This is a genomic window from Candidatus Pantoea symbiotica (assembly GCF_056491525.1).
Window position 1 is genome coordinate 241,078 of record NZ_JBSZHR010000003.1, and the last position, 24,319, is coordinate 265,396.

Consider the following 24,319-nt stretch of genomic DNA (forward strand, 5'->3'; position numbering starts at 1 on the left):
ACTCAATCCTGTATCGGTCATATTAGTCCCCCGAAATATACATCATTTATGCGCGATAAACCTGCTGGCCACGGAAGTAACTGGCTGAAATTGCTGGCTGACGCGCCACCACTTCAGCGGAACAACTGGCGCTGATCAGGATAAAATCAGCCTCGTCGCCAGCCAGCGGCCAGATACGCGCGCCCTGCTCATCCAGCGGCAAAATATCGCCGGTGGCAATCGCCAACGCTCGATTGAGTGAAAATTCGCTGCCGCGTCCATACAGCTGCGCCCATAAATTGGCTTTCTCCAGCATGCTACCGGTGCCGAAGGGTGACCAGTGATCGATGACGCTGTCGGTGCCGGTCATTAGTTTTACGCCACACTGTTTTAGCCGCGGAAGCGGCATCACATTTTTGCCCAGCGGCAAACCAGACGCCAGGCTCACGCCCAGCGCGGCCATGCGTTCACCCAGCGCCTGCACCTCAATATCACTGATTTGCGCCAGACAATAAGCGTGGCTGAGTGTCACTCGGCCTTGCAGTTCAGGCGCATGTTCCAGCGCGTTCAACAGATAATCAATACACGGAATGCCAGTGCTGGCGTCTTCATGCAGATGAATATCCACGCCGGTGCCGCTCTCATGCGCCAGACTCAGCATGGTGTCGAGTGAACGCGCCATATCGCCATCCACCTTCGAAGGATCGAGTCCGCCGGTCCACTGGCAGCCGAGCGCCAGCGCCTCGCGCATCAGTGAAGTCACGCCAGAACGCAGTAAACCGTGTTGCGGAAACGCCACGATTTCGCACGCAATCTGCCCGTTAAACGTGTTTAACGCCTGCAACAGATGCTCCAGGCTGCGCAGCCCGCTGACCGGATCGATATTGCAGTGGCTGCGAATCACCGTGGTGCCTTTACTCATCAGCAAGGCGATTAACTGCTGCGCATGCTCGACCGAATCGGCAAGCAGCGTCGGCAGCAGCTGTTGTTCCAGCGCGATCATCTGGAAAATATCCTGCTCGTTATTCGGTTTTGCCGCTCGCCATGCGCGGCCGTAGAAGGTTTTATCGAGATGGATATGCATATCGCGCAGAGTTGGCAGCATCAGCATGCCGCCAGCATCACGCTGTGGCAGCGCGCTTTGCACCTCGCTCTGCCCGTGAATCGCCATTATCTGCCCGCGTTTGATTTCTATGGTGAAGAGATCGCATTGGGTGCCCTGAATATGGCCGTTAATTTCGATAAACCCGGTTTCAAGCCTGACGTTGGTGAGCAAATAGTGATCAGTCATGGTTTACCCCTCTGTTCACGCGAGGAAATGAGGAGCTAACGATTTCTTCAACCGGTGGGTGCCCAACGGTTCGTTCGGGATAAGTTGAGATAATGTGCGAAAACACCTGTTGCGATGCGGCGTGTAACGCTTCCGCACCCTGCCCGCTGTTGTCCAGTTCGCGATCCCACACCACTTTGCGTCCAGCCACAATCACGCCGGTGACATCGCGGCCATTGCCATTTAATACCAGCGTGGTAATCGGATCGAACACTTGTCCCAGCGCGGGTTGATCAAGATTGACCATCATCATATCGGCCTGACATCCAGCCGCCAGTCGGCCAAGATCATCGCGTCCCAACGCTTGTGCGCCACCCAAGGTTGCCATGCGGTAATAATCGGCGGCGCTGGCCGCTGAGATATCGCCGGTGACCACGCGCGTCAATACCACGCCCATCTGCATATTGGTGAACATATCGGCGGGAAACGTATCGGTGCCAAGCGCCAAATTAACGCCAGCGGCTTTAAGCGCCGGATAATGTTCGAGATATTTGCCGTGGCGACCGGATACCAGCGGACAAGCCACGATTGAAGCACCTGACTGCGCCAGCCGCGCGATGTCCTCTGCTACACGCGCTGCGTCGGCGTTCAATCCACCGAGAAACTGGCCGTGTGGCAAAAACATGTGGCGGTTGAGTAAACCATTGTCAGCCAGTACTTGCAGCGAACTGCGCCCCTGATAGCGACGGGCGATTTCCCGCACTTCCAGCTCGCTTTGACAACAATGCAGCCGCGTTGGACACGCGAGTGATGTGACAATGTCACCTAAATCTTTCAGCCAAACGGCATCGCCGCCCTCAATACGGTCGGGAGCCAGCATGCCGCTTAAGGTTGAAACGCCGCGCTGCTGTAGGCGCTGATAGAACTTCACCGCATCGTCCAGCCCCTTTTTCGCGCGATCGCGGTTGCCTATCCACGAAAATTGTCCCTGCTCATCACTGGCGTAGTAGCCCGCCATAAAAGCCGGTCCCAGCCATGCTCGCGCGCCTAATGATTCGGCCACATCTGCGGCATACAGGTATTCATCAACATCTTCGGCCCATTCACGATAGAGAATCGAGGTGATGGGCGCAAAGCTGGTGATGCCGTTAAGCAGCAAATGGCTGTAGGCATAATGCTTGGCGAAGTTAAGCTGCTCGCGGCTGTAGAGGTCGCGGCGCTGCCAGTCGGCGGCGACAATGCGCCCTTTTTTCCAGCCAGGCTGGTTGTCGAAGGCCAGCACGGTGGTATCGAGATCGCCGAGTGCATCAAGGTCAATAAATCCCGGCCCCACCAGACAATTCCCGGCATTGATCTCTTCATTCACCTCGCCGGGATAATCAAAACCCACAAACAGAATGCGTTCGCCCTGCCACACCACTTCGCCATCCGCCAGCAGGCAATGATCGCCATCGCGATAGCCCACCACCCACGCGGCGCGCAGTCGGATTACTTTTTCGCTCATCAGAACAGGCACTCCCCGTCAGCAGCGATCAGTTTGCCGCCTTTGATCACCTTACGGTCGCGCGGCAACTCTACCAGCGCTTCCACCATACTGCGGCCGGGAATCAACACTAAATCGGCGCGATTACCAGGCTGCAAACCATAATTGTCCAGCGCCATCACGCGTGCGCCGCCAAAAGTAATGGTGTGCGCCGCGCGCATAATCTCCCGATCCTGACGCCAGCGATAGCGCAGTCCCATGGTGACCGCGCGTTGCAGCATATCGCCGCTGCCGTACGGGCTCCAGGTATCGCGCACGCCGTCATTACCAGCGCAAAACGCCACGCCAGCATCGGTGAGCAATTCATAAGGCGGAACCGCGATATCCGCCGGTGCGGTTGTTGCAACCGACATTCCCAGCTCCGCCATCTCTTCGGCAAACTGCTGTTGGCGCGCCGGTTCGACCATGCCGAGACAGAAGCCGTGGCTGAGTGTGACGCGATTATGCATCTGATAGCGGCGGGTAAAATCAATCAGCAGCTCAAGGCTAAACGCCCCCAGTTCACCGCGTTCGTGCAGATGAATATCCACTTTTTTGCCGTGACGAACCGCCAGCTCGAAGATGATCTCCAGATGGCGTACCGGATCTTTATCGTATGAACAGGGATCTAAGCCGCCCACCAGCTCAGCGCCCATCTGCAGCGCGCGATCCAGCAGCGCTTCGGTGCCGGGACTTTGCAGGATGCCGCTTTGCGGAAACGCCACTATCTCAATATCCACCTGTTCGGCCAGACGACGACGTGTCTCCAGCACGCCTTCCAGATTCGCCAGACCGATTTCGTTATCAATATCGACATGGGTGCGAATAAATGAGGTACCTGCCGCGATAGCGCGACGCGTGATACGTTCTGATTGCACTTGCGGATCGGGCTGCTGCTTGCGGCGATAGTCGCGCTCATTAGCGATGATCGCCGCCAGATTGCGCGGCACTTCGTTGCGATACCAGTCACGTCCCAGCAAGGTTTTATCGAGATGAGCATGGCCATCAACCAGGCCAGGAAATGCCTGCATACCGCTGGCATCGATCACTTTAGCGCCTGCTGGCTCAGGCAAATGGTGGCCACGCGCCGCGATAACGCCATTTTCGAGCAATAGATCAACGGGCTGGCTCTCATCAAACGGCATGACATTTTGAATTAACACACTTTCCATCTGCGATCTCCTTGTGATGATTAAGCTGCGGCGACGGCCGCAGGGAAATGACACTCAATATGATGCTCATCAGACAGATCATGCACCGGCGGCATCGCTTGCTGACACAGCGGCTGGGCGTGGCTGCAGCGGGCGGCAAAGGCACAACCGAGCGGCGGCGACATCGGATTAGGCGCTTCGCCGACGATCGGTTCACGTTCAGTCGAGGGATTATCGAACTGTGGAATCGCGGCAATCAGCAGACGCGTGTACGGGTGCGCGGGACGAGAAAAAATCTCCTCCACCGTGCCTTGCTCGACGATCCGGCCAAGGTACATCACGCCAACTCGGTCGGAGATGTGGGAAATCACCGCCATGTTATGGCTGATGAAAAAGTAGGTCAGCACGTGCTGTTGCTGCAAACGGCGCATCAGATTTAACACCTGCGCCTGCACCGAAACGTCGAGCGCCGACGTCGGTTCGTCACAAATTAGGAAGCCTGGCTGCGTGGCCAGCGCACGGGCAATCGAGATGCGTTGGCGCTGCCCGCCGGAGAACTCATGCGGAAACTTATCCAGATCGTTAGCAGAAAGCCCAACCTGCTCCAGCAGTTGTCCACAATAGCTTCTTGCCTGCCGCGTGCTGCCGACCCTTTTACTCAGCACTAACGGCTCGGCCAGCGAACGTCCGATACGCCAGCGCGGATTGAGGCTGGCATAGGGATCCTGAAAGATCATCTGGGTGCCATTTTGCGCGCTGTGGCTATCACTCACCTCGCCTTGCCAGGCAAATTTTATCGAGCCTTCCGAAGGCGTATAAAGCCCGGCCAGCGCCCGCGCAATGGTGGATTTGCCGCAGCCGGATTCGCCGACGATGCTAAAGGTTTCGCCCTGGCGGATAGAGATATTGATGCCGCGCACCGCATGCAGTTCACGCTTCGCTCCGCGCCGAAACAGCGAAGTCCGCTTTTCGCGTCCGAGCTGAAAACGAATGTGCAGATCGCGCACGCTTAATACTTCCGGCGGCAGCGCTTTTTCACTTTTCATGGCGTCTCTCCATACGGATAAAAGCAGGCGATTTGTGACAAATGGCTGAACTGCATCTCCGGTTGTTGTCGTTGGCAGCGCTCAGTGACATGCGGACAGCGAGGATGAAAGGCGCAGCCGCCCGGCAGCGTATTAAGGCGCGGCATTGCGCCGTCGATCTGAGCCAGAAACTCATGGCGTTCGCGCATGGAAGGAATCGAGCTAATCAGGCCGCGCGTATACGGATGTTTGGGCGAACGAATTACCTCTTCCACTGGCCCCATCTCGACGATGCGACCGGCATAAAGTACCGCCACTCGCGAGCACACTTCCGCTACCACGCCCATATCATGGGTGATAAACATTACTGCGGTGCCATGTTGCTGACATAGACGCTTGAGCACGCGTAATACCTGCGCCTGGACCGACACATCCAGCGCGGTGGTTGGCTCATCGGCGATCACCAACTGCGGATCAACGCACAGTGCCAGCGCAATCACCACACGTTGCCGCATGCCGCCGGAAAGCTGATGCGGATATTGATGCATACGCTGCGCCGGGCTGCTCATCCCCACTTCGGTGAGCAGGTTGATGGCGCGTTCGCTGGCTTGCGCCGCCGAGAGCGGTAAATGAGTGCGGATGGTTTCAGTCAGTTGCTGGCCGATGGTCAGCACCGGATTGAGGCTGGTGAGCGGATCCTGAAAAATACAGCTGATGGCTTTGCCGCGCAGCTGGCGACGCGCATCGTCATCCAGGTTATCAATCCGCTGGCCCTGAAACCAAATCTCACCGTTCTTAACGCGGCCGGGCTCCTGCAACAGGCCGCTGATAGCCGCGCCGGTCAGCGATTTCCCCGCGCCGGATTCGCCGACCATGCCGAGCACTTCTCCCGGCTGCATGCTGAGCGACAGATGGTGTATCGCCTGCAAATTGCCCTTGCGATGGAGAAACTCAATGCTGAGATCTCTGACGTCCAGTAACGTCTCGTTGGCTGGCTGCATCCTGAGGCTCCTAACGTAATTTCGGGTTAAGGGCGTCCAGCAACCAATCGCCCAGCATGTTGAATGAGAGAGACAGGATCACCAGCAGCGCGGCAGGGAAAGCCACAATCCACCACTGTCCGGAGAACAGATACTGATTGCCTTCATTGATTAAGGTGCCTAGCGAAGGTTGATCCGGCGGCATGCCAACGCCGAGAAATGAGAGCGTCGCTTCGGTCAGAATCGCCACGCCCAGATGCAGCGTTGCCATCACCAGCACCGGACGCAGCACGTTCGGCACGATGTGGCGCAGCATAATGTGCAGATGATTGGCGCCGCTGATGCGGGAAGCCATCACGTATTCGCGCCCTTTCTCCAGCATGGTCAAGCCGCGCACCGTGCGGGCGTATTGCATCCAGCCGGTTAGCGCAATCGCGCCGGTGAGAATAGCCGGTGCAAAGTGCCCCATCAGCTCTTTTGGGATCACCACGCGCGCCACACCGCTGACCAGCAGCGTGAACATAATGGTGGGAATGCTCAGCATCGCATCGGCAAAACGCATGATCAGCGTGTCCACTAAGCCGCCGAAATAGCCGCTTAACACGCCCAGCGCCACGCCGAGCACCACCGATAACAGCACGCTGATCCCGCCAATAATCAGCGAGATATTCAGGCCGTAGAGCATCAGCGACAGAATATCGCGCCCCTGCACATCGGTTCCCAGCCAGAAACGCGCGTCTCCACCGCTCATCCACGATGGCGGCAATTCCGAATCCATCAGGTCAAACGTGGTGGTATCGAACACGTTGTGTGGCGCAATCCAGTGGCTGGTCAGCGAACAGAGCAAAATCAGCAGGCAGCAAGTGAAGGCCACCACCGTGCTTTTGCTGCGCCAGAACAGCCACAGCAGATCGCTATCGGTAAAGGCGCGCCACTGCTGAGCCAGGCGGGTACGACGGCGTAACGGGACATTATCGTTAATCATGGCAACTCCTTACTGAGCCCGCATGCGCGGGTCGATCAGGTAATACAACAGATCAACCAGCGTGTTGATCACGATAAAAATCAGGGCGGTAAACAGCAGATAGCCGGAAAGAACCGGTACATCGACGAAATTGATCGACTGAATCAGCAGCAAGCCCATGCCCGGCCACTGGAAGACGGTTTCAATCACAATGGCGAAGGCAATCAAACCGCCAATCTGTAAACCAATTACCGTTACCACCGGCAGCAGCGCGTTCTTCAGCGCATGACGAAACCAGATGCGATAGTTTTCAATGCCGCGCGCGCGGGCAAATTTGACGTAATCGGACTTCATCACTTCCAGCATCTCGGTGCGAATCAGACGCATGATGATGGTTACCATCGACAAACCGAGCGAAAGCGCCGGCAGCACGATCGAGTGCCAACCAGATGCGGTGAGAAAGCCGGTGCTCCAGAAGCCGATTTTCACCACTTCACCGCGACCGCTGGAGGGAAACCAGCCGAGCCACACCGAAAACACGATAATCAGGATGATGCCTGTGAGGAACCACGGCAGCGAAACGCCAATTAGTGAAAGGATTTGCACGCCCTCTTTCAGCAGTTTGTTGCGGCTGATGGCCGACCAAACCCCGAGCGGAAAGCCGATGACCATCGCCATCACCACCGACACAAACACCAGTTCCAGCGTGGCCGGCAGGCGCTCCATGATCAGCTGAAACACCGAAACCTGGTTGTAATAGGAGATGCCAAAGTTGCCGTGCAGCAGGCGCGTGATGTAGTGCCAGAACTGCACAATCACCGGATCGTTGAGGCCAAGACTGGTGCGTAGCGCGGCACGCTCCACCTCTGTGGCGCTCTCCGGCAGCATGCTGGCCACCGGATCGCCAAGATACTGAAACAGAATAAAAGAGAGCAGCGCCACACCCGCCAGCAACATAAATGCCTGCAGTAACTTGCGCACAAAAAACACCATAACGGCCTCCGGAAGGGTCGCCATTTATGGCGACCGATTTACGCTTAACTGAGGTGCATGACCAGGCAGATTTAGTTGCTGACCTTGCCGTACCACAGGCGCTGAACATTATCTGGCGTCTGTTTCAGCGTCAGTTTTTTGCTCATCGCCCAAACGGTGGGTTCAAAGTGCATCGGCAGATAAGGCAGATCTTTATTCGCCAGCGCGACGGCCTGGCTCAGCATGGCAATGCGCTTGGTGTTATCCAGCTCGCCGACCGAGTCGTCGATCAGCTTATCCGCCGCCGGATTGCTGTAGCGCGGGATGTTAAAGGTGCCGAGGCTTTTCCCGTTACTGGTGTGCAGCAGCTGTACCGCCACGCTATAAGGATCCATGATCGGCAGGTTGGCCCAGCCGAGCACGCCGACATCCGTGCGGCCATTGACCAGAATCGGGTCATAGACGCTGGCCGGATGCACATTCAGCGCGGCTTTCACGCCAATCTTCGACCAGTAACTCTGCACCGCCTGGCACCATTGCGCGGCGTTAATGTAAGTGCCTTCCGGGCAATCAAAGTTGAGGTTGAAGCCTTGCGGATAACCGGCTTCCGTCAGCAGCGCTTTGGCCTTAGCCGGATCGTACGGAAAATCCACGCCCGCCTTAGCGTCATAACCCGGAATATCCGGCGCCAGATAGTTGTTGGTCGGTTTAGTCAGACCGCGCATCACTTTTTGCGTGATCGCCTCGCGATTGATCGCCATGTATAGCGCCTGACGCACACGAATATCTTTCAGCGGGTTCTCCGCTTTGGCGTTTTTGGCATTCAGGGTGTCGCGCATATTAAGCGCCAGATAATCAACGCGTAATGACGGGCTCACCTGCAGCTGCACGGCAGGATTGTTTTGCAGACGCTGAATATCCTGCAACGGCACCGAGGTCACCAAATCGTATTCACCCGCCAGCAGGCCAGAGAGGCGCGTGGCATCGGATGAGATTGGTTTGAAAATGATTTTGTCGATATTGGTGGTGCCGGCAGCGGCATTCCACCAGTTGGGATTGCGAACCAGCACCATCTGCGTATCACGCTGGCGGCTCTGCAAAATAAACGGCCCGGTACCGTTGGTATTGTTGGTGGCGTAACCTTCCGTGCCCTGGCTGATATCGGTAGGCTTCAGCGCGTTATGCTCGCTGAGCCACTTCTTATCCATGATCATCACGCCGGTCAGCTCGTTGATGGCGATGCCGGTTTTCTTCACCAGATGAATATCCACGGTGTATTTGTCGACCGCCACCGCGTCTTTAATGGTTGAGGCGTTGGCGCGAATACCCGAAGCCGGATCCGTAACCCTCGCTACCGACGCCACCACATCTTCTGACGTCAGCTCGTCGCCATTATGAAATTTCACCCCTTCGCGCAGTTTGAAGCGCAGCGTGGTGTCATCGATCTGCTGCCAGCTCAGCGCCAGCCACGGCTGGATTTTCAGATCGTTATCGCGCTGCACCAGCGATTCATAAATGTGATTCTGAAAGGTCAGCGCTTTGGTGGATGCGTAGGCATCCGGATCCAGCGTCGGGATATCGGCATCGGTTGCCCAGCGCACCACGTTCTCCGCCAGCGCCGCGTGACTGACCACACCTAACGAACCTGCTACTAACAACGACAGAAAAAGTTGCTTCATCATTGATCTCTCATTAGTTTGCTAAGGTTATTGCTAGCAATGCATGCAAAGCCAATGCCAGTTGATTTGTTTGTTATTAACGTGGTGACTGATTCAGCTCTGGCGTCAGAATCCACTCGGCGCTATCGTTCCACACATCCATTTTTGTAATGCGCCCTGCAATCACTTCATAACGATCGAGATAGCGATTACCGGCGAATTCACGTCCATCCGGCCAAACGCCATAAAGAAAGCCGGTGCAGTACACCACCACATGACCGGGACTTTTCTCCATCCAGTCAAACTCGCCCAACTGCTTTTTCACCCATTGATAGCGCCCGGCGTTAAACGCGGTGACGCCATGCACGGTGGGCATTACGCGCTTGCCGGTAAAAGTGATGACCACATCCGCTGCCATCAGCGCTGCGGCTCGGTCTGGATCCGGCGCCATCGACGCCGCCAGAAACTCTTTCACGATCTCTACTGCTGTTAGTGCTGCGGTCATGCTGTTCTCCAGTGATATCAGGCGACTTTGTTGGTTACGTTCAGTGAATGCGCGGCGATCTCGCCTGGCGTGGTAATCCATACGTCTTCGCACTGCGCGATAATGTTCTTTAGCGTCTGGCGTAAATGATGAAGCCGGAACGGCTGACCGACGATGTAAGGATGCAACGCGATGCCCATCACCTGCGGGCGCTGTTCGGCGCGCAGTTTCATCTCGGCGAACTGGCTTTCGATCATGCTGCAGAAGTTTTCAATCGAGGTGCCGTTAGGAATGATGGTGGGAATGTCGTTGATCTCCTGTGGATACGGCACCGACAGCAGATCGCCGTGCGAAGTTTGCAATGCAACCGGACGATCGTCATGCGCCCAGTTCAGCGTGTAGCTGAAGCCGTTTTGGCGCAGTAAGTCGGGCGTGTCGTGGCTTTCGGAGATCCACGGCGACAGCCAACCCGCTACCGGACGTTGCTGGTATTCGGTGAGTCGCTGCTGGCAGCGGGCGATCAGCGCAAACTCATCTTCACGACTCAGTTCGCCCTGACGCTGCGAGTTGGTATGACCGTGACCGATCAGTTCGCTACCGGGCAGGCTTATCCAGCGATCCAGCAACTGTGGGCAATAATCGATGATCGCTGTGTTGGCGATCACCGCTGGCGGAATAGCCAGTTCGGCAAACAGATCGGCCAGATACCAACCGCCCACCCGATTTCCATAGTCGCGCCACGCATAGTTCAGCACGTCGAGGCGATTCGCCCCTTGCGACAGCTTGGCGCCTTCCGGCAAGCCAAACGCGAAATGCTCCAGATTCATGGCGATATACAGCGCCAGACCTTTGCCTTTGGGCCAGACGGGCAATACCTGATGTTCGATTGAGCTGTAGGCGTAACGCTGGTGGCTGGCGATATCCCACAAAACCTGCGGCGATGACATAACGGCCTCCTGAATGAACACATCTTGCGATGTCAGAAGTAAAGCAAGGGATATGCCACTCTAGCTTTATTGCTAGCAATATTTCTTAACGCGAGGAATTCGTGGGTTTTTCATCGGAATTTTCTTTCTTTGGTTTGAGACTTGCGGGGTCAGGTACGTAGGAAAAAGAGTAAAAGGTGAGCTGTTGGTGCAGCATCTGCCCTAAAAATGCGCAAAAAAGAATTTAGGAAATTTCATACAAACCTCCCTTCCCCTGTCCGATATTTATCGCGCCGCCATCGCGCTTTAATAGCAGCATAATAAGGATGGGGATAACTATGTTGTCATTAACGCTGATAGACAATAACAGATGGATTACCGAAGGGATTTCACGTTACTTTGCCGGGAAATTCATTCAGATTAAAAATATTGATAGTGACGATGTGGACGTAGCGTTAAGCAAAGTGACAGGAACCGATGTGCTTATTAGCGAATTAACCGCTTATGGCCGCGATGTGCAGTACTTCACCGAGCTGCTACTCAAAGTGCAGCGTTCATCTCCGGCAACGCGAATTATCGTGCTGACCGATCTGCATGAGAAAGCGGTAATCAGCTATGTGGTTGGCGTGCTGCCTGGCGTTACCTTTCTGCCGAAAAAGTGCAGCCTCAAGCAACTTTCAGATGCTGTATTAGGTTTGCCGTCGTCTGCGGAATTTGCGGTGGGAGTTCGCCGCACCAAACAAACCCTTTCACCGCGTGAATTTGGCTTATTGCGCATGCTAGGACAAACCAGCAATCTCACCGATATCGGGCATAAACTGCATCTCAGCTGTAAAACCATTAGCCATCACCGGCAAAGTATTATTCGCAAGCTCAATTGCGCCAATAATAAAGAGTTATTCAGCCGGTTAAGCCGTATGGGTTATCAAGCGAAATTATAATTTCATGTGTATGAAGGTGCGCATGAATGCGCACCCTACGAAAACCTGTAGGGCTGATGAATCCCCACAAAAACGAAGCAGGCACAGTGGAAAAATGATCTAATTATTGCGCCAACAAAAAATAAGATCGCCACTATGCCTGCTTCCGCATTTTGCCATAAATTTTTACGGGAATCTTTAGCCAGCACCCATCAGTATCGTCGTAACGCCCTCACTGATATGACGATTTCCCTGACCCGCGGTGCTTCCCTCAATCTGACCAGCATTGGTCGCTCTCTTGCGGGCGATGCCCGCGTTAAGCACAAAATCAAACGCGTTGACCGCCTTATGGGGAATGCTGCCCTCCACCGGGAGGTGCCCGCGCTGTCACGCGACATTATCTGCTGGCTTATCCGGGACATGAAGGAGTGCGTCATTGCCGTGGACTGGAGCGCCTGGCCGACTCAGTCCTTCAGCCTTTTGCGTGCCAGCCTGCTGGCGGACGGACGCGCTATCCCGCTGCTGAGCCTCATCGCAGAAGGCGATAAGCTGGGAAATCCCGACCTTCAGAACCGCTTTCTGGACGAACTGGCCGGGTGTATGGGAGACAGGAAAGTGACCATCGTCACCGATGCCGGGTTCCGCCGCGAGTGGTTTAACCGCGTTCAGTCGCACGGATGGCACTTCATCGGCCGGCTCAGGGGCAACGGCGTTCTGAAGCTGGCCGGAACGGATGAGTGGGTAACGCCGGGTCAGCTAAAAGCCGGCACAACGCCGCGCTGTGCTGGTGCGGCCCGGCTGACGCGATATAAAAAATCACCGGCTTACGGCTTCGTGCACGTTCATAAGAGAGCGCCCAAAAATCGTCACGGAAAGAAAAGCCGGGATCGTTTTTTTTACACGCGCGAAGAGGCAAACCAGAGTCGCCTGGCCCGTGAGCCGTGGGTGCTGTTTACCAGCGATGCGGAGCTGAAGCCACGGACGGTAATGAAGCTTTACAGCCGGAGAATGCAGATAGAACAGAACTTCCGGGATGAAAAGAGTGAACGTTACGGTATGGGGCTGAGAAGCAGCTTCAGCCGGAGTGTGGAAAGGATGTCAGTGCTGAACCTGCTGTCGACGCTGTGCAGCATCTTACTGTGGCTGATGGGCTACGCGCTTGAAAGCAAAGGCGAGCACCGGTTTTATCAGGCGAACACGGTGCAACACCGGCGAGTACTGTCATACCTTACGCTGGCAAGAAATGCGATAAGGCACAACCCGGCAGGGATCAGTCAGCTGGATATAGAAACGGTGCGAGCCGAACTATCAGCGAGTTACAGGAATATCGTATATGTGTATTAACGATATTCCTGGGGATCCCTCAGCCTGTAGGGTCGCCATTAATGGCGACCACCGTTCTTCGCGATCTCCAGCCGAATTTCCGCTAGCAGTTCGCGCCCTGATGCGGACAAAACGGCACGCGAAATCGATTCATCCTCGCAGTTCTCTTCTAGCGCAACGCATTTCGCTACCAGCGCGCTCGCACCGGTAATGCCAGCGCTGCCTTTAATCTTATGCGCCAGTTCACGCAGTTGCTCGCGATCGTCGCTACTCAGCGCGACCGTCAATGCCACGATATCCTGCTGATAGCTTTCGATTAATTCCGCCCGTAATTGCGCGCTCCACTGTTCATCGCCCGCCGCCAGCTGTAATACTCCCTCATTCGCGCTTTGCAGCACGCCCTTACCGAGCCAGTTTTGCAGATCCTGCAAGGTGCTGGGTTTAAACAGGCAGCCATCCATGCCGGCTTCACGGCAGCGATCGCGCTCTTCCGGCAAGGCGTTGGCGGTAAAACCTAAAACCATGCAACGTGACCGATCCCGCTGCTGCTCTTCACGACGAATCGCCTGTGCGAGTCGATAACCATCCATCACCGGCATGCGGCAATCGGTGATCACCACGTCAAAGGGTTGCTGGTGCCATGCCGCCAGCGCCTGCGCGCCCTCTTCCGCTTCAATCACCTGATGACCGAGGAAATGCAGCTGACGAGTTAACAGCAGACGGTTAACGCTGGAATCATCAACAATAAGGATGCGTAGCGGAACGCTGCTATGCTCGGCGGGCAGCTCAGCAATCGGCGTGGCCTCAGCGATGTCATCCGGTAGCGCATCCGCCATCACGCGCACCACAATTTCGCTGCCTTTACCCAGTTCGCTGTGCAGCTGAATATCGCCATCCATCTTTTCACAGAGTGTCTTACAGATGGTCAAACCCAAACCGGTGCCACGTTTTACCTGCTCACCGTTTTGTCCCACCTGACTAAACGGCGTAAACAGTTTTTGCTGATCGGCCAGAGAAATGCCTTTTCCGGTGTCGCGTACGGTGGCGGTAATCTGCCAACGTTCATGATGTGTCAGCCTGACATCCACACTCACGCTGCCGCTGGCGGTGAACTTGATCGCGTTGCCAATCAGATTGGAGAGGATCTGCTTAAAACGCAGCGGATCGAGCCACAGCGCAGGCCCGGTTTGCGGATCGACAGATAGGTGCAGATCGAGGTTTTTCTGCGCCGCCATGCCGGAAAACACGCGCACCACCGACTGACAAAGTGCCTGCACGTTGCAACGCTCTGGCTGCAGCGTTAATTTGCCGGCTTCAATGCGCGCGATGTCGAGAATATCGCCGAGCAGCTCCACCAGCTCATTCGCCGAACTAAAAGCGACGTCTAACGCCTGATGATCAACCCGATTTTTATCTGCTGATTTCCGCGCCATTTCCAGCATGCCGATTACCGCATTGAGCGGCGTACGAATCTCATGACTCATGGTTGAGAGGAACTGAGTTTTGGCGCGGTTAGCGTCCTCGGCTTGCTCTTTGGCCTCGTTCAGCGCTTCAAGTAATACGCGACGCTCACTGACATCCAGCCAGCCGCCAATAACGCCCTTCACATTTCCGCTGGCATCGCGGTAAGGCAGCAGCCAGTGAAAAATCGTTTTCTCCGCACCGGAAGCATGCACAAAGGTACGATCTTTAAAGATGGGCGTGCCGCTGCTCAGCACCTGATAAAAGTCCTGAATATATTGGGTGTTCTGCTGCTTATCGTGAAAAACATCGCGTTTAAATAGCGACTGATTAATCACCTGTTCACGCGTGGCATTGAGAAATTGCAGATAACTTTCATTACATTGGGTTAATGTGCCGCTGGCATCGCGGATATAGGTCGCATTCGGCGTGCCGTTAATCATGTCGTTCATGAATTCCAGCTGATCGTTCAACTCGCGTTGCACGCGTATTTTGATACGAATCTGCCGGCGCAGCCAAATAGCCCAAAGCAATGACACTAAGATCAGCGCCGTGGCGAATGCCGCAGCGCTGTAAATAAAGATGCGATTCTCGCGCCAGAAATTATCTGACGACACCATGTTATTCGGACGCCACAGATTGCCGATGACATCCATTTCATCTGGCGGAATGCTGAGCATTACTTTATCGATAATGCTCAGCAGTTCTGGTGATTGCGGCGGCACGGCAAACGAGAGAAACGCCGGCGATTCATTCAGCGTGGCGCTGATGCGCATGCGATTACGATAATAACGCGCGATTTGATATTCCGAATTAGCGAGCGTATTGGCTGCGGCATCGACATCGCCACGATTCAACATCGCCAGCGCATCACTGGCACTGGCGGCATCGACCAGTTTTACCAACGGATAGCGACTGCGAATATAGGTCGCCATGCCGGTGCCATTGATTACTGCCAGCTTTTTACCATTGAGCTCATTCAGGTTACGCGCGGCATTGGGCTGCTGACGCACCACCATCACGAAGGCGCTGGTAAAATAGGCGCGACTGAACATCAGGTCATTTTTGCGAGTTGTGCTTGGCGTTAATGCACCAATCATATCGGCCTGATTATTTTTCAACATGGCCTGCATTTCGCTGACATCACGCGCGCTCACCATTTCGAAATCGAGTCCGGTGCGCAGACGAATTTGCGCCAGCATATCGACGGTGATGCCGCGATAATTACCCTCGTCATCGGTGAAGGTCAGCGGCGCAAAACCATCAATGGCGACGACACGCACTTTGTTGTGTTGTTTTATCCACTGTTTTTCTGCATCACTCAGTTGGAATATCTGCTGATTTAATACACTGGCGCTGCGGCCTACATGCCATCGCTGCAGGATATTTAATCGCTCTTCATTGTTAATCTCCTGCAGCGCAATATTAACGATTTGCTGCAAAAGCGGATGAGTCGATCGCACGCCAAACGCGAGATCTTTGGCCGGGAAATCGGCGAAGTTAACCACGCGAATATTATTAATAAAATTTCGGCTGATCGGATAAAGATCGCCAAGGAATACGTCGGCATCACCAAACGCCACCGCGCCAATGGCTTGCTGATAACTAGGATAGGTTTGGATACTGGCCAGCGGATATTGTCGCTGAACCCATTCCAGTGGCAGATAACCGCTGGCCATCGCGATATGTTCGCCTGCCAAATCACTGCTTAGGGTGCGGCTGTTATTGCTGCGCATCGCCAGAATCGCCTGTTCGCTTGCGTAAGGTTCAGTGCGCACGACCTTGTTGCCATCATTATCAAATTGGGTGACGGAACCCAGCAAATCCACCGTGCCAGCGTTCAGGGCTTCTTCCGCCGCTTTTTGACTGGAAAACAGACGGATTTTTACCGGTTTATTGATGATGGCCGCCAGAAGTCCCACATAGTCTGCCGTGATCCCTTCCAGTTCCGCATGATTGTTGATGATGGTAAAAGGTGGATATGAAGGCCTGGCTATGCCAACGGTGAGTTGCGGTTTGGTCGCCAGCCACTGCTGCTGTTCTGCATTAAAACCTTGTGACGGAAGATGATTGAGCTGGGGAGAACGGCTCAGCAGTTTGAGGTTCAAAACCTGCTCGGCGGCGGAGACCATCGCTTCATTCAGCACATAGCATGAAGTAAACAGCAGCAGAGCAAGACCGATTTTTTTCAGGGAGTTAGCCATAACGCGCGATTAGCCCACCAGATTATTGCGGTTGGCGATAACAATCAGATCTACCAGAGTTTTGACACCGAGTTTCGTCAGCAATCGGGTTTTGTAGGTACTGATGGTTTTATTGCTCAACGTCAGTTCATTGGCGATTTCGATGTTGCTATAACCTTTGGCGAGGTAGATCAGCACCATCATTTCGCGATCGGTAAGCGTGGCGAGTTTTTCACTCTCCGTATGCGATGAAGCTTGCAACGTCTCAACCTGCAGGAAATCTTCAGCCGGGAAAAAGGTGTATCCCGCTCGCACGGCGCGAATGGCATCCAGTAAGTCTTCTAAGGTTTCCGTTTTTTCCACAAAACCCGACGCGCCGGCTCGGCGACAGCGGCCAGCAAACGAAGCGGCACTCTGAGAAGTAAACACCAGGATTTTAACTGCCATACTGGCGGCCCGAGCACGGGTAATCACTTCAAGTCCATTGATGGTAGGAATAGCTATATCAAGAATCACCAGATCCGGCTGTAAATTTCGCATCATCTGCAGTGCTTCAGCGCCATCTGCAACTTTGCCAACCACCTCAATGTTCTCTCGCGTGAGTAACATTTCCACCGCTGTTCGTACCACCGGATGATCGTCGACAATGAGCGCCGTCACTATTTTGCTGGTTCCCGACATGCCCAGCCTATCCTGTACGGCCATCATTAGCCCCTTTGCAATCAAACATTAACCGCATCTATTACCGTTAAGATTAACCTGGATTTCACAACTATTGCTGTCAGCGAAAAAACCGGGTGAAATTCACCCGGTACGTTGCTGAGCATTATTGCGATTAAAAGCTCAATTTCACACCAATCGCCGCGCTGGTATCACGATAGTGATTATTACCTGCCTGCTGGCCAACGCTGCCCCACAAATTGAGGTTAGAACGCAGTTGGCTATCAACACCGACACGCAGCTCAGCAATATTCTTCTCGCCTTGCGCACTTACTTTCACGCCGTCCAGCGAGGTGGCAAAGGTTTTGCTGTTATTGATCCAGTTGGCTTCCAGATAAGGTTTGAACACCGTCTGACCGTTTTCGCCCGCTGTTTTCATTGAGGCGCGAACACCTAAACGTGACTGCACGTTGCCATCGCCCTGACTAGTGACGCGCGTACCGTTGGCTTCAGTCACATCATCAGCTTTCACGCCCATCCAGATAAACTGCGCGTTAGGCTCGATAAAGTAGCTGTTGTTATAGCTGTCCTGCCCCAGTTTCCAGCTATAACCGCTTTCCAGCGAGGCGGTGAAACCACGTGACTGATAGCGCTCGGCGCTTAAATGATCGCCATTGACGCTGTTATTAAACCAGCTGTACTGCAACCAGCTATCCACATAGGCGCCGGTTTGCTGTTCAGGCTGCTGATACCAGGTGCCGTAAACGCCAAGGTTATAACCGGTGGTATGGCCCTGAGAACGATAACCGGTCACGTTCGAATCGGTGTTGCTGCGCGCGTTGCCATATCCCGCCATAGCGCCAATGTGCAGATTGTCCGTGGTTAACAGATCGCCGCCCAGTTGCAGGACATAACGATTGGTTTCGGTTTTCAGCTGCCCGGAGCTGTCACGCACCTGCTGATGGCCGCCCAGATTACGCATCCACAGACTGGTGACTTTTTTCTCGCCGCTAACGGTATCAACATACTGTGTTTCACCGCCGCGATCGTGCAGGCGCAGGTTGAACAGCGTATTGGAGGCTGCGATGTTAGCAATATAGTTACCGGCCTCAGGACGTAGCGTCATTTTCCCTGCTGGCGGAGGCGTGATTACTGGGCCGCCAATGTCGCCATCGCCGCCTACCGGATCGGGATCGGGTGCAGTAACCGGCGTTTCGCCGCTCACTAGATACCAGTTCTTACTGTTGCTGTCGATTCCACGTTGCAGATGGTAATCATAGGCACCTGCGACGATACGCCCTTGCTGGTTAAATTCGCCATTTGATTCACCGGCAACAGAAATCAGTTCGATACCTTGCAAGGTCTGCGCACCGTTGCCGCCCGCTTTGTTAATCACAACCTGCGTGTTGCCAGATGTATTGCCGTTTACCACCAACTGGTCGTGCGGCGAGTCATCGCCAGCCAGCACGTTGTTCATTACCAGCGTACCGTTGTCACTATTAAAATCACCGTCTACGGTTAGCTCCCTGAAACCGCTATCGTTGTGCATAAAGACGATTTGGCTGTTCTTCAGGTTGATGCTGCCGACATCAGAATCCTCAGTCATTGCCCATTGGCTGCCGTTATCCAGCGTCAGTTGATGCAAGCCTTTTGCCGCACCTTGCCATGCTGAGGCATTGTCCAGCGCAATCAGGCTATCGCGGGTGTAAAGCTTGTCGATTGCCGCATCGCCCAACAGTTGTGAACCATTGGTGGCATTCAGCCGAATAAAACCAACAACAGCATTGGTGCTGTTGGCTGTGCCGCCTTGAATCAGCGTTTTGCCCGTAAGTGTCGAAGCATCGGCGTTGATGAGCAGCGCGGAGCTCGCATCGGCTTTGGCTGCCACGTTATCTGAGGCAATCAAGGTGTTGGTGAGATTCACCGTTTGCACCGCGCCAACGTCAGAGCGAATACCAGCCGCATTGCTTCCGTTTACGACTACTTTAGAGTTGCTAACATTTGCAGTGGTCTGGCTTGAACCACGGCTGAGATAAAGTCCTGCAGCATAGTCGTTGTCGGCGTTATTGATGGCGATATCAAGATTGTTGGCATGCAAGGTGCCATTGTAACGGGTGGTAATGCCGGTGCCGCCGCTGTTACCGGTGATAGTTACACCGTCAAGGTTTGCCGTGCCAGCATCAACATAGATACCCTGCGACTTTGACATACCTTCACCCAGCGTTAACACGCTATTCGTCAGATTCAGTTGCGAGCTCGCCAGGCCCCAAATCATCGGACCGTATGCGTCATATTTCTGCGTGATGTGCAGATTGTTAGCATCGACGCGCGCGTTGTTAATCCAGATGGCATTGCCTGCGCTGGTTAGATTGAGGGAATCGGCTTTTACAGAAGCACCGCGATCGGCATAAATAGCTGCAGCGCCATTGTCGCCAGCCTGTCGCATTGCGGTTGTCGTAAGATCCATATTGCTGACATCAACGGACGCGCCCAGAGTTGCCTGAATAGCATGAGCATTGGCACCCTGCGTGTTGATGGAACCCCCGTTCAACGTAACGTGAGTCTCATTACCTGTTGCCAGTACGCCACGTGCGCTGGCATTGGTCGTCGTAATATCAATATTGGTGGCACTAATATCGCTAGCACTGGCATAGATGCCATGCCCGCCAACACCTTCAGTCAACAACGTCGCCGTATTAAGATCGATGTTGCTGCCGTTGGTGGCCGTGATTGCTGTGTTTGTACCGCCGCCGGTACCCGTTGCGTGAATATTAAGTCCACTGATTTTCACACTGGCATTGTCAACTAACATGCCATCTTTGCTACTGGTGATGCGCACGTCATTGCCAGTTACCGTACTATTTTCTCCGACAATTAAAGCCGCAGATCCTGAGATAGTTGATAGCTCACTATTGGCTATTTTCGCTGTTGAGCCACCCAAAACCGTCATCGTAGGCGTCTGGAACGTTTGCATGGTGCTGTTACGAACATCAAAAGTCGCGCCATCCTGCACTTGCACAGCGTTCGCCGTAGGCGCAGATGCGCTGATAAATCCATTATCAAAAATAGCGTTAGCGGCTGAGCCCTTAACGATCATCGCCGACTCGGCTCGCGCAGTCATGACGGTTTCACCTTCGAAAGTTGCCGTTGTGTTATCAACAACCTGTGGATTGGATGCATAGCCTGCGGTGCTGACTGCCAATAATCCGCCAGCCGTTATCAGCTGCAGCATTTTTGGGCATCGAACGACTGCGGGAATAATACCGGCAGTATTGTTGCTTTTGCCGCGACTATTCGCGAGTTCAGAAACCACCACCATGCAACGCTGTGAACTATTCCAGATAACGCGATAAACTTTATTCATTCCAGTTTCTCTTCTCTATTTTCTAGCGCCTCGCAACGGTATGAGGCATGCAGGATTTTGTTGAAGAGGACTATAAGGAAGTCGCACTGGAAGGATTAGTCTGACGCGTCCTATAGGTTTGTAGGACATTTCCGATCGGACGATTCTTAAAAAATGAACGCCATTAAAGGATTGATATGAACACTAATGCAATTGAAATAAGTGTCGGGACAAGCCGAGATATCCAGGGAATTTCGTACTTACAGGAACAGAATCTCGCTGCCAATAACGGCACGCTCTCCGCTGCTCTTCCAGAATCGATAATTGCTGAGATGATGGCTGAAATGCCGGTGATCGTTGCACGTTCTGGCGATAAGGTGCTGGGATTTTTAATGACCTCGACATTAACCAAAAACGCTGACATGCCGATTATTAAAGCTATGCTCGCCAGTTATTCCGGCAGCGATAACGCATTTTTATATGGCCCTATTTGCGTCAGTAGTGAGGCACGAAATCAGGGATTAGCTAAACAGATGTTCGCTGCACTACGTCCACGTGTGGCAGGAAAAGAAGGTGTGTTGTTTATTCGCAATGATAATGTCGCCTCACTTAAAGCGCATGAGAATATGGGCATGAGCGTGGTTGCTGAGTTTGATTTCTCGGGAAAGAGTTATTCGGTATTTTCGTTTATTGGTTAGTCCTTTCTTTTTTGATTTCCCCTTTGCTTTCAAATTGCGCACAAATCCAGGTCGTCATTAATGGCGACCCTACGGTTGCGAGCAAATTTTGTGTGATTGTGGTTGCATTTTCTCCATTGATTGCTGGTTAAGTGCGCATATCGAGGCGCAGAATGGAATATATAATCCAATGTGAATATATATTCACGAATGCAATCATCTGAGGAGAAGGTCGAATGAGTTCCTATACGTATCCGAAATTCGGTGCCGGCTTGTGGCACTTTGCCAACTATATCGATCGTTACGCCGTAGACGGTTACGGACCGGCGCTCAGCACCCTTGATCAGATCAAACTCGCTGGCAGCGTTGAAGACCTTTCCTACGTTGATGTGCCCTATCCGTTTACCGAAGGCGTAACGGTCGCGCAGGTGAAACAAGCGCTAGCGGATGCCGGACTGAAAGCGATTGGCGTGACCCCGGAAATCTATCTGCGCCGCTTCTCACGCGGTGCCTTCACCAATCCAGATGCCGCCATTCGTAAACAGGCGTTTGATTTGATGCATGAAGCGGCCACCGTGGTGCGTGAGTTGGGCGCTAACTACGTGAAAGTCTGGCCAGGTCAGGACGGTTGGGATTATCCGTTCCAGGTCGATCATAAAAACTTGTGGAAGATGGCGGTGGATGGCATGCGCGAACTGGCGAGCGCCAATCCGGACGTCAAATTTGCTATTGAGTACAAGCCGCGTGAACCGCGCGTGAAAATGACCTGGGATTCGGCCGCGCGTACTCTGCTTGGCATCGAGGATATTGGCCTGGATAACGTCGGCGTATTACTGGATTTCGGTCATGCGCTGTTTGCTGGGGAGTCGCCAGCGGATTCCGCCCAGCTGATTATCGATCGCGGCCGCCTGTTTGGCATGGACGTCAACGACAACCTGCGCGGCTGGGATGATGATCTGGTGGTGGGCACAGTGCACATGACCGAGATTTTTGAGTTCTTCTATGTACTGAAGATCAACAACTGGGACGGCGTATGGCAACTCGATCAATTCCCGTTCCGCGAAGATCATGTAGAAGCTGCCAATCTCTCAATTCGTTTCCTCAAGCATATCTATCGCGCGCTGGATAAGCTGGATATCGCCGCATTACAGGAAGCACAGCGCGAGCAAAACCCACTGAAAGCGCAAAGAATTATCCAGAATGCGCTGCTGACCAGCATAGAACAATAAGCATCTAAACGCGCAGCCTGATAGGTTCTGGCTGCGCGTTTAGATTCATCCGACAATCTCGATCAGATTACCATCCGGATCGCGAATGATGGCTTCGTAAAAGCCATCGCCGGTGGTTCGGGCCGGGCTGACTAAAATCCCCTGCTCGCTTGCTTTGGCAACCATCGAATCCACCTCTTGCCTGGAACCGACATGAATCGCGATATGCGCCCATCCCGTCAGCTCTTTCCCATGAGGTCCTGCTGCTAAATCGTCAAGACTCATCAATTCTAAGGTTGGACCTTCGAGCAAACTGATGAAATGAGAGCGAAAACCTGGACGGTTTTTGCTGATGTAAAGTTCATTGGATGTCCCGGCAAAAAAATCCTGCCAGAAGGATTTTTGGGCACTTAAGTTGCGCGTCCACAATGCCACATGTGCGATTTTCATGCGTTATCCCTCGCGGTTGTTTTCTCGCCCAGATTTAGCGTGAGTGACAATGCCGCAACCACCAGCATCAGCGCCATGATCAGTGAAAATGCAAAAGTCAGAGAACTAAAGTGCGCAACATAGCCAATCACTGCGGGTCCACTGAGTACGCCGAGATAACCTAAGGTAGTCATTGCTGGCACCGCGACAGCCTGCGGCATGACTTTTTGCTGCCCAACGGCAGAAAACATCACCGGCACAATGTTGGCGCAGCCTGCGCCAATCAAAACGTAGCCCACCAAAGAGAGCGGCCACGATGGCACATAAGTGACCAATGCCAAGCCAATTGCTGCAGTGATTGCACCCGTCAACACTATAGGTAAACGCCCAAACGTGGAGATAATGCGATCGCCGGTCAACCTGGCCGCAGTCATCGCAATGGCAAAGCAGGTGTAACCCAGTCCACCCAGCGTCTCAGGCATATTTCGCGCCTGGGTCAAATAGACGGCGCTCCAGTCCAGTACCGTTCCTTCGGTCAGGAATACCGCGAAGCAAACGAGTCCTAGCAGCAGTACGCTTCCGCGCGGCACGGCGAAGGCCGGTCCTTCTTTAGGATTGGCATAGGTCAGAAGTCCCGGATAGCTGAGCACGGCGAGGATAATCACCGCAAAAGTCACCAGCAGCGTTCCGGCTAAAACGGTCATTCCCAGCGACAGCAGCAATGTCATTACGCCGGCACCGGCAATACCGCCGAAGCTATACATGCCGTGAAAACCAGACATCAGTGGAACTGAGGATTGTTTCTCCACCAGAATAGCCTGAATGTTCATCGCGCAATCTGTCACGCCGACACCAACGCCAAAAATCAGCAAAGCCAGGCCAAGCAGTAAAGGATCTGCAATCACAGCGAGCAGTGGCGTGCTGAGGATGATTAACCCCATTGCAACGATGATCACCCTACGGCAACCAAAGCGGCTGGTGAGCAATCCGGTAACGGGCATGGCGATTAGCGCACCAAAGCCCAGACATAATAGCAATGTGCCAAGCATCGCCTCGTTAACGCCGGTGTTATTGCGCGCGAATGGCACAATCACTGCCCAGGTCGCAGTCACAAATCCGGCGATAAAGAACGTCAGTCGTGTGGCGTGACTTGGGGTGATGCTTTGGGGTTTATAAACCATTTC

19 protein-coding genes are annotated in these 24,319 nt (G+C 53.9%); 4 read left to right on the top strand and 15 right to left on the bottom strand.

The genetic code is table 11. The features are described 5' to 3' along the window. Positions 1-46: 46 nt before the first annotated feature. The 10 genes from ACXIZX_RS21940 to ACXIZX_RS21985 all read right to left on the bottom strand — a co-directional run bounded on the left by ACXIZX_RS21940 (position 47) and on the right by ACXIZX_RS21985 (position 10,952). The gene (locus tag ACXIZX_RS21940) at positions 47-1,270 is read right to left on the bottom strand and encodes an amidohydrolase (protein WP_479405016.1); all 1,224 of its coding nucleotides are present in this window, start codon (positions 1,268-1,270) and stop codon (positions 47-49) included. Next, the gene (locus tag ACXIZX_RS21945; RefSeq protein WP_479405017.1) at positions 1,263-2,753 is read right to left on the bottom strand and encodes a chlorohydrolase family protein; all 1,491 of its coding nucleotides are present in this window, start codon (positions 2,751-2,753) and stop codon (positions 1,263-1,265) included. The genes ACXIZX_RS21940 and ACXIZX_RS21945 overlap by 8 nt, the downstream gene beginning before the upstream one ends. Beyond that, positions 2,753-3,943: an amidohydrolase family protein gene (locus tag ACXIZX_RS21950; protein WP_479405018.1), complete on the bottom strand. Its 1,191-nt coding sequence runs from the start codon at positions 3,941-3,943 to the stop codon at positions 2,753-2,755. The genes ACXIZX_RS21945 and ACXIZX_RS21950 overlap by 1 nt, the downstream gene beginning before the upstream one ends. 20 nt (positions 3,944-3,963) lie before the next feature. Next, positions 3,964-4,968, bottom strand: coding sequence for an ABC transporter ATP-binding protein (locus tag ACXIZX_RS21955; protein WP_479405019.1), 1,005 nt, complete (start codon positions 4,966-4,968; stop codon positions 3,964-3,966). Further along, entirely contained in the window at positions 4,965-5,948 is a 984-nt protein-coding gene (locus ACXIZX_RS21960) for an ABC transporter ATP-binding protein (RefSeq protein ID WP_479405020.1), read from the bottom strand. Before ACXIZX_RS21960 ends, ACXIZX_RS21955 begins: the two co-directional genes overlap by 4 nt. A 10-nt stretch (positions 5,949-5,958) precedes the next feature. After that, the gene (locus ACXIZX_RS21965) at positions 5,959-6,912 is read right to left on the bottom strand and encodes an ABC transporter permease (RefSeq protein WP_312666586.1); all 954 of its coding nucleotides are present in this window, start codon (positions 6,910-6,912) and stop codon (positions 5,959-5,961) included. A gap of 9 nt (positions 6,913-6,921) precedes the next feature. After that, on the bottom strand, positions 6,922-7,884 hold the full coding sequence (locus tag ACXIZX_RS21970; protein WP_479405021.1) for an ABC transporter permease: 963 nt from the start codon (positions 7,882-7,884) through the stop codon (positions 6,922-6,924). 71 nt (positions 7,885-7,955) lie between these two features. After that, entirely contained in the window at positions 7,956-9,542 is a 1,587-nt protein-coding gene (locus tag ACXIZX_RS21975; protein ID WP_479405385.1) for an ABC transporter substrate-binding protein, read from the bottom strand. 76 nt (positions 9,543-9,618) lie between these two features. Further along, the gene (locus ACXIZX_RS21980) at positions 9,619-10,026 is read right to left on the bottom strand and encodes a nuclear transport factor 2 family protein (protein ID WP_154183526.1); all 408 of its coding nucleotides are present in this window, start codon (positions 10,024-10,026) and stop codon (positions 9,619-9,621) included. Positions 10,027-10,043: 17 nt separating this feature from the next. After that, complete coding sequence (locus ACXIZX_RS21985; RefSeq protein WP_479405022.1) at positions 10,044-10,952, bottom strand: polysaccharide deacetylase family protein; 909 nt, start codon at positions 10,950-10,952, stop codon at positions 10,044-10,046. Positions 10,953-11,269: 317 nt separating this feature from the next. On the opposite strand from ACXIZX_RS21985, the gene ACXIZX_RS21990 reads away from it, so the two are divergent. Continuing rightward, a complete protein-coding gene (locus tag ACXIZX_RS21990) occupies positions 11,270-11,872 on the top strand; it encodes a helix-turn-helix transcriptional regulator (RefSeq protein WP_479405023.1) in 603 nt (200 codons plus the stop codon). A 135-nt stretch (positions 11,873-12,007) separates the two neighbouring features. Continuing rightward, positions 12,008-13,195: an IS4 family transposase gene (locus tag ACXIZX_RS21995; RefSeq protein WP_479403451.1), complete on the top strand. Its 1,188-nt coding sequence runs from the start codon at positions 12,008-12,010 to the stop codon at positions 13,193-13,195. A 38-nt stretch (positions 13,196-13,233) separates the two neighbouring features. Here ACXIZX_RS21995 and ACXIZX_RS22000 read toward each other — a convergent pair whose 3' ends face one another. From ACXIZX_RS22000 to ACXIZX_RS22010, 3 genes are all read right to left on the bottom strand, one after another. Continuing rightward, positions 13,234-16,839 carry a transporter substrate-binding domain-containing protein gene (locus tag ACXIZX_RS22000; RefSeq protein ID WP_479405024.1) on the bottom strand — a complete coding sequence of 1,202 codons (3,606 nt, stop codon included), beginning with the start codon at positions 16,837-16,839 and terminating at the stop codon, positions 13,234-13,236. A gap of 9 nt (positions 16,840-16,848) precedes the next feature. Beyond that, complete coding sequence (locus ACXIZX_RS22005; RefSeq protein WP_479405025.1) at positions 16,849-17,499, bottom strand: response regulator; 651 nt, start codon at positions 17,497-17,499, stop codon at positions 16,849-16,851. Between the two features lie 154 nt (positions 17,500-17,653). Beyond that, positions 17,654-20,842: an autotransporter outer membrane beta-barrel domain-containing protein gene (locus ACXIZX_RS22010; RefSeq protein ID WP_479405026.1), complete on the bottom strand. Its 3,189-nt coding sequence runs from the start codon at positions 20,840-20,842 to the stop codon at positions 17,654-17,656. 176 nt (positions 20,843-21,018) lie between these two features. Between ACXIZX_RS22010 and ACXIZX_RS22015 the strand changes: the two genes are divergently transcribed. Together ACXIZX_RS22015 and ACXIZX_RS22020 are read left to right on the top strand one after the other, a co-directional pair. Continuing rightward, positions 21,019-21,519: an N-acetyltransferase family protein gene (locus ACXIZX_RS22015; protein ID WP_479405027.1), complete on the top strand. Its 501-nt coding sequence runs from the start codon at positions 21,019-21,021 to the stop codon at positions 21,517-21,519. Positions 21,520-21,734: 215 nt separating this feature from the next. Beyond that, positions 21,735-22,727, top strand: coding sequence for a sugar phosphate isomerase/epimerase family protein (locus ACXIZX_RS22020; RefSeq protein WP_179452610.1), 993 nt, complete (start codon positions 21,735-21,737; stop codon positions 22,725-22,727). Between the two features lie 45 nt (positions 22,728-22,772). Here ACXIZX_RS22020 and ACXIZX_RS22025 read toward each other — a convergent pair whose 3' ends face one another. Together ACXIZX_RS22025 and ACXIZX_RS22030 are read right to left on the bottom strand one after the other, a co-directional pair. After that, positions 22,773-23,156 carry a VOC family protein gene (locus ACXIZX_RS22025; protein ID WP_008106220.1) on the bottom strand — a complete coding sequence of 128 codons (384 nt, stop codon included), beginning with the start codon at positions 23,154-23,156 and terminating at the stop codon, positions 22,773-22,775. Next, positions 23,153-24,316 carry an MFS transporter gene (locus ACXIZX_RS22030; RefSeq protein ID WP_479405028.1) on the bottom strand — a complete coding sequence of 388 codons (1,164 nt, stop codon included), beginning with the start codon at positions 24,314-24,316 and terminating at the stop codon, positions 23,153-23,155. Before ACXIZX_RS22030 ends, ACXIZX_RS22025 begins: the two co-directional genes overlap by 4 nt. Positions 24,317-24,319: the final 3 nt, after the last annotated feature.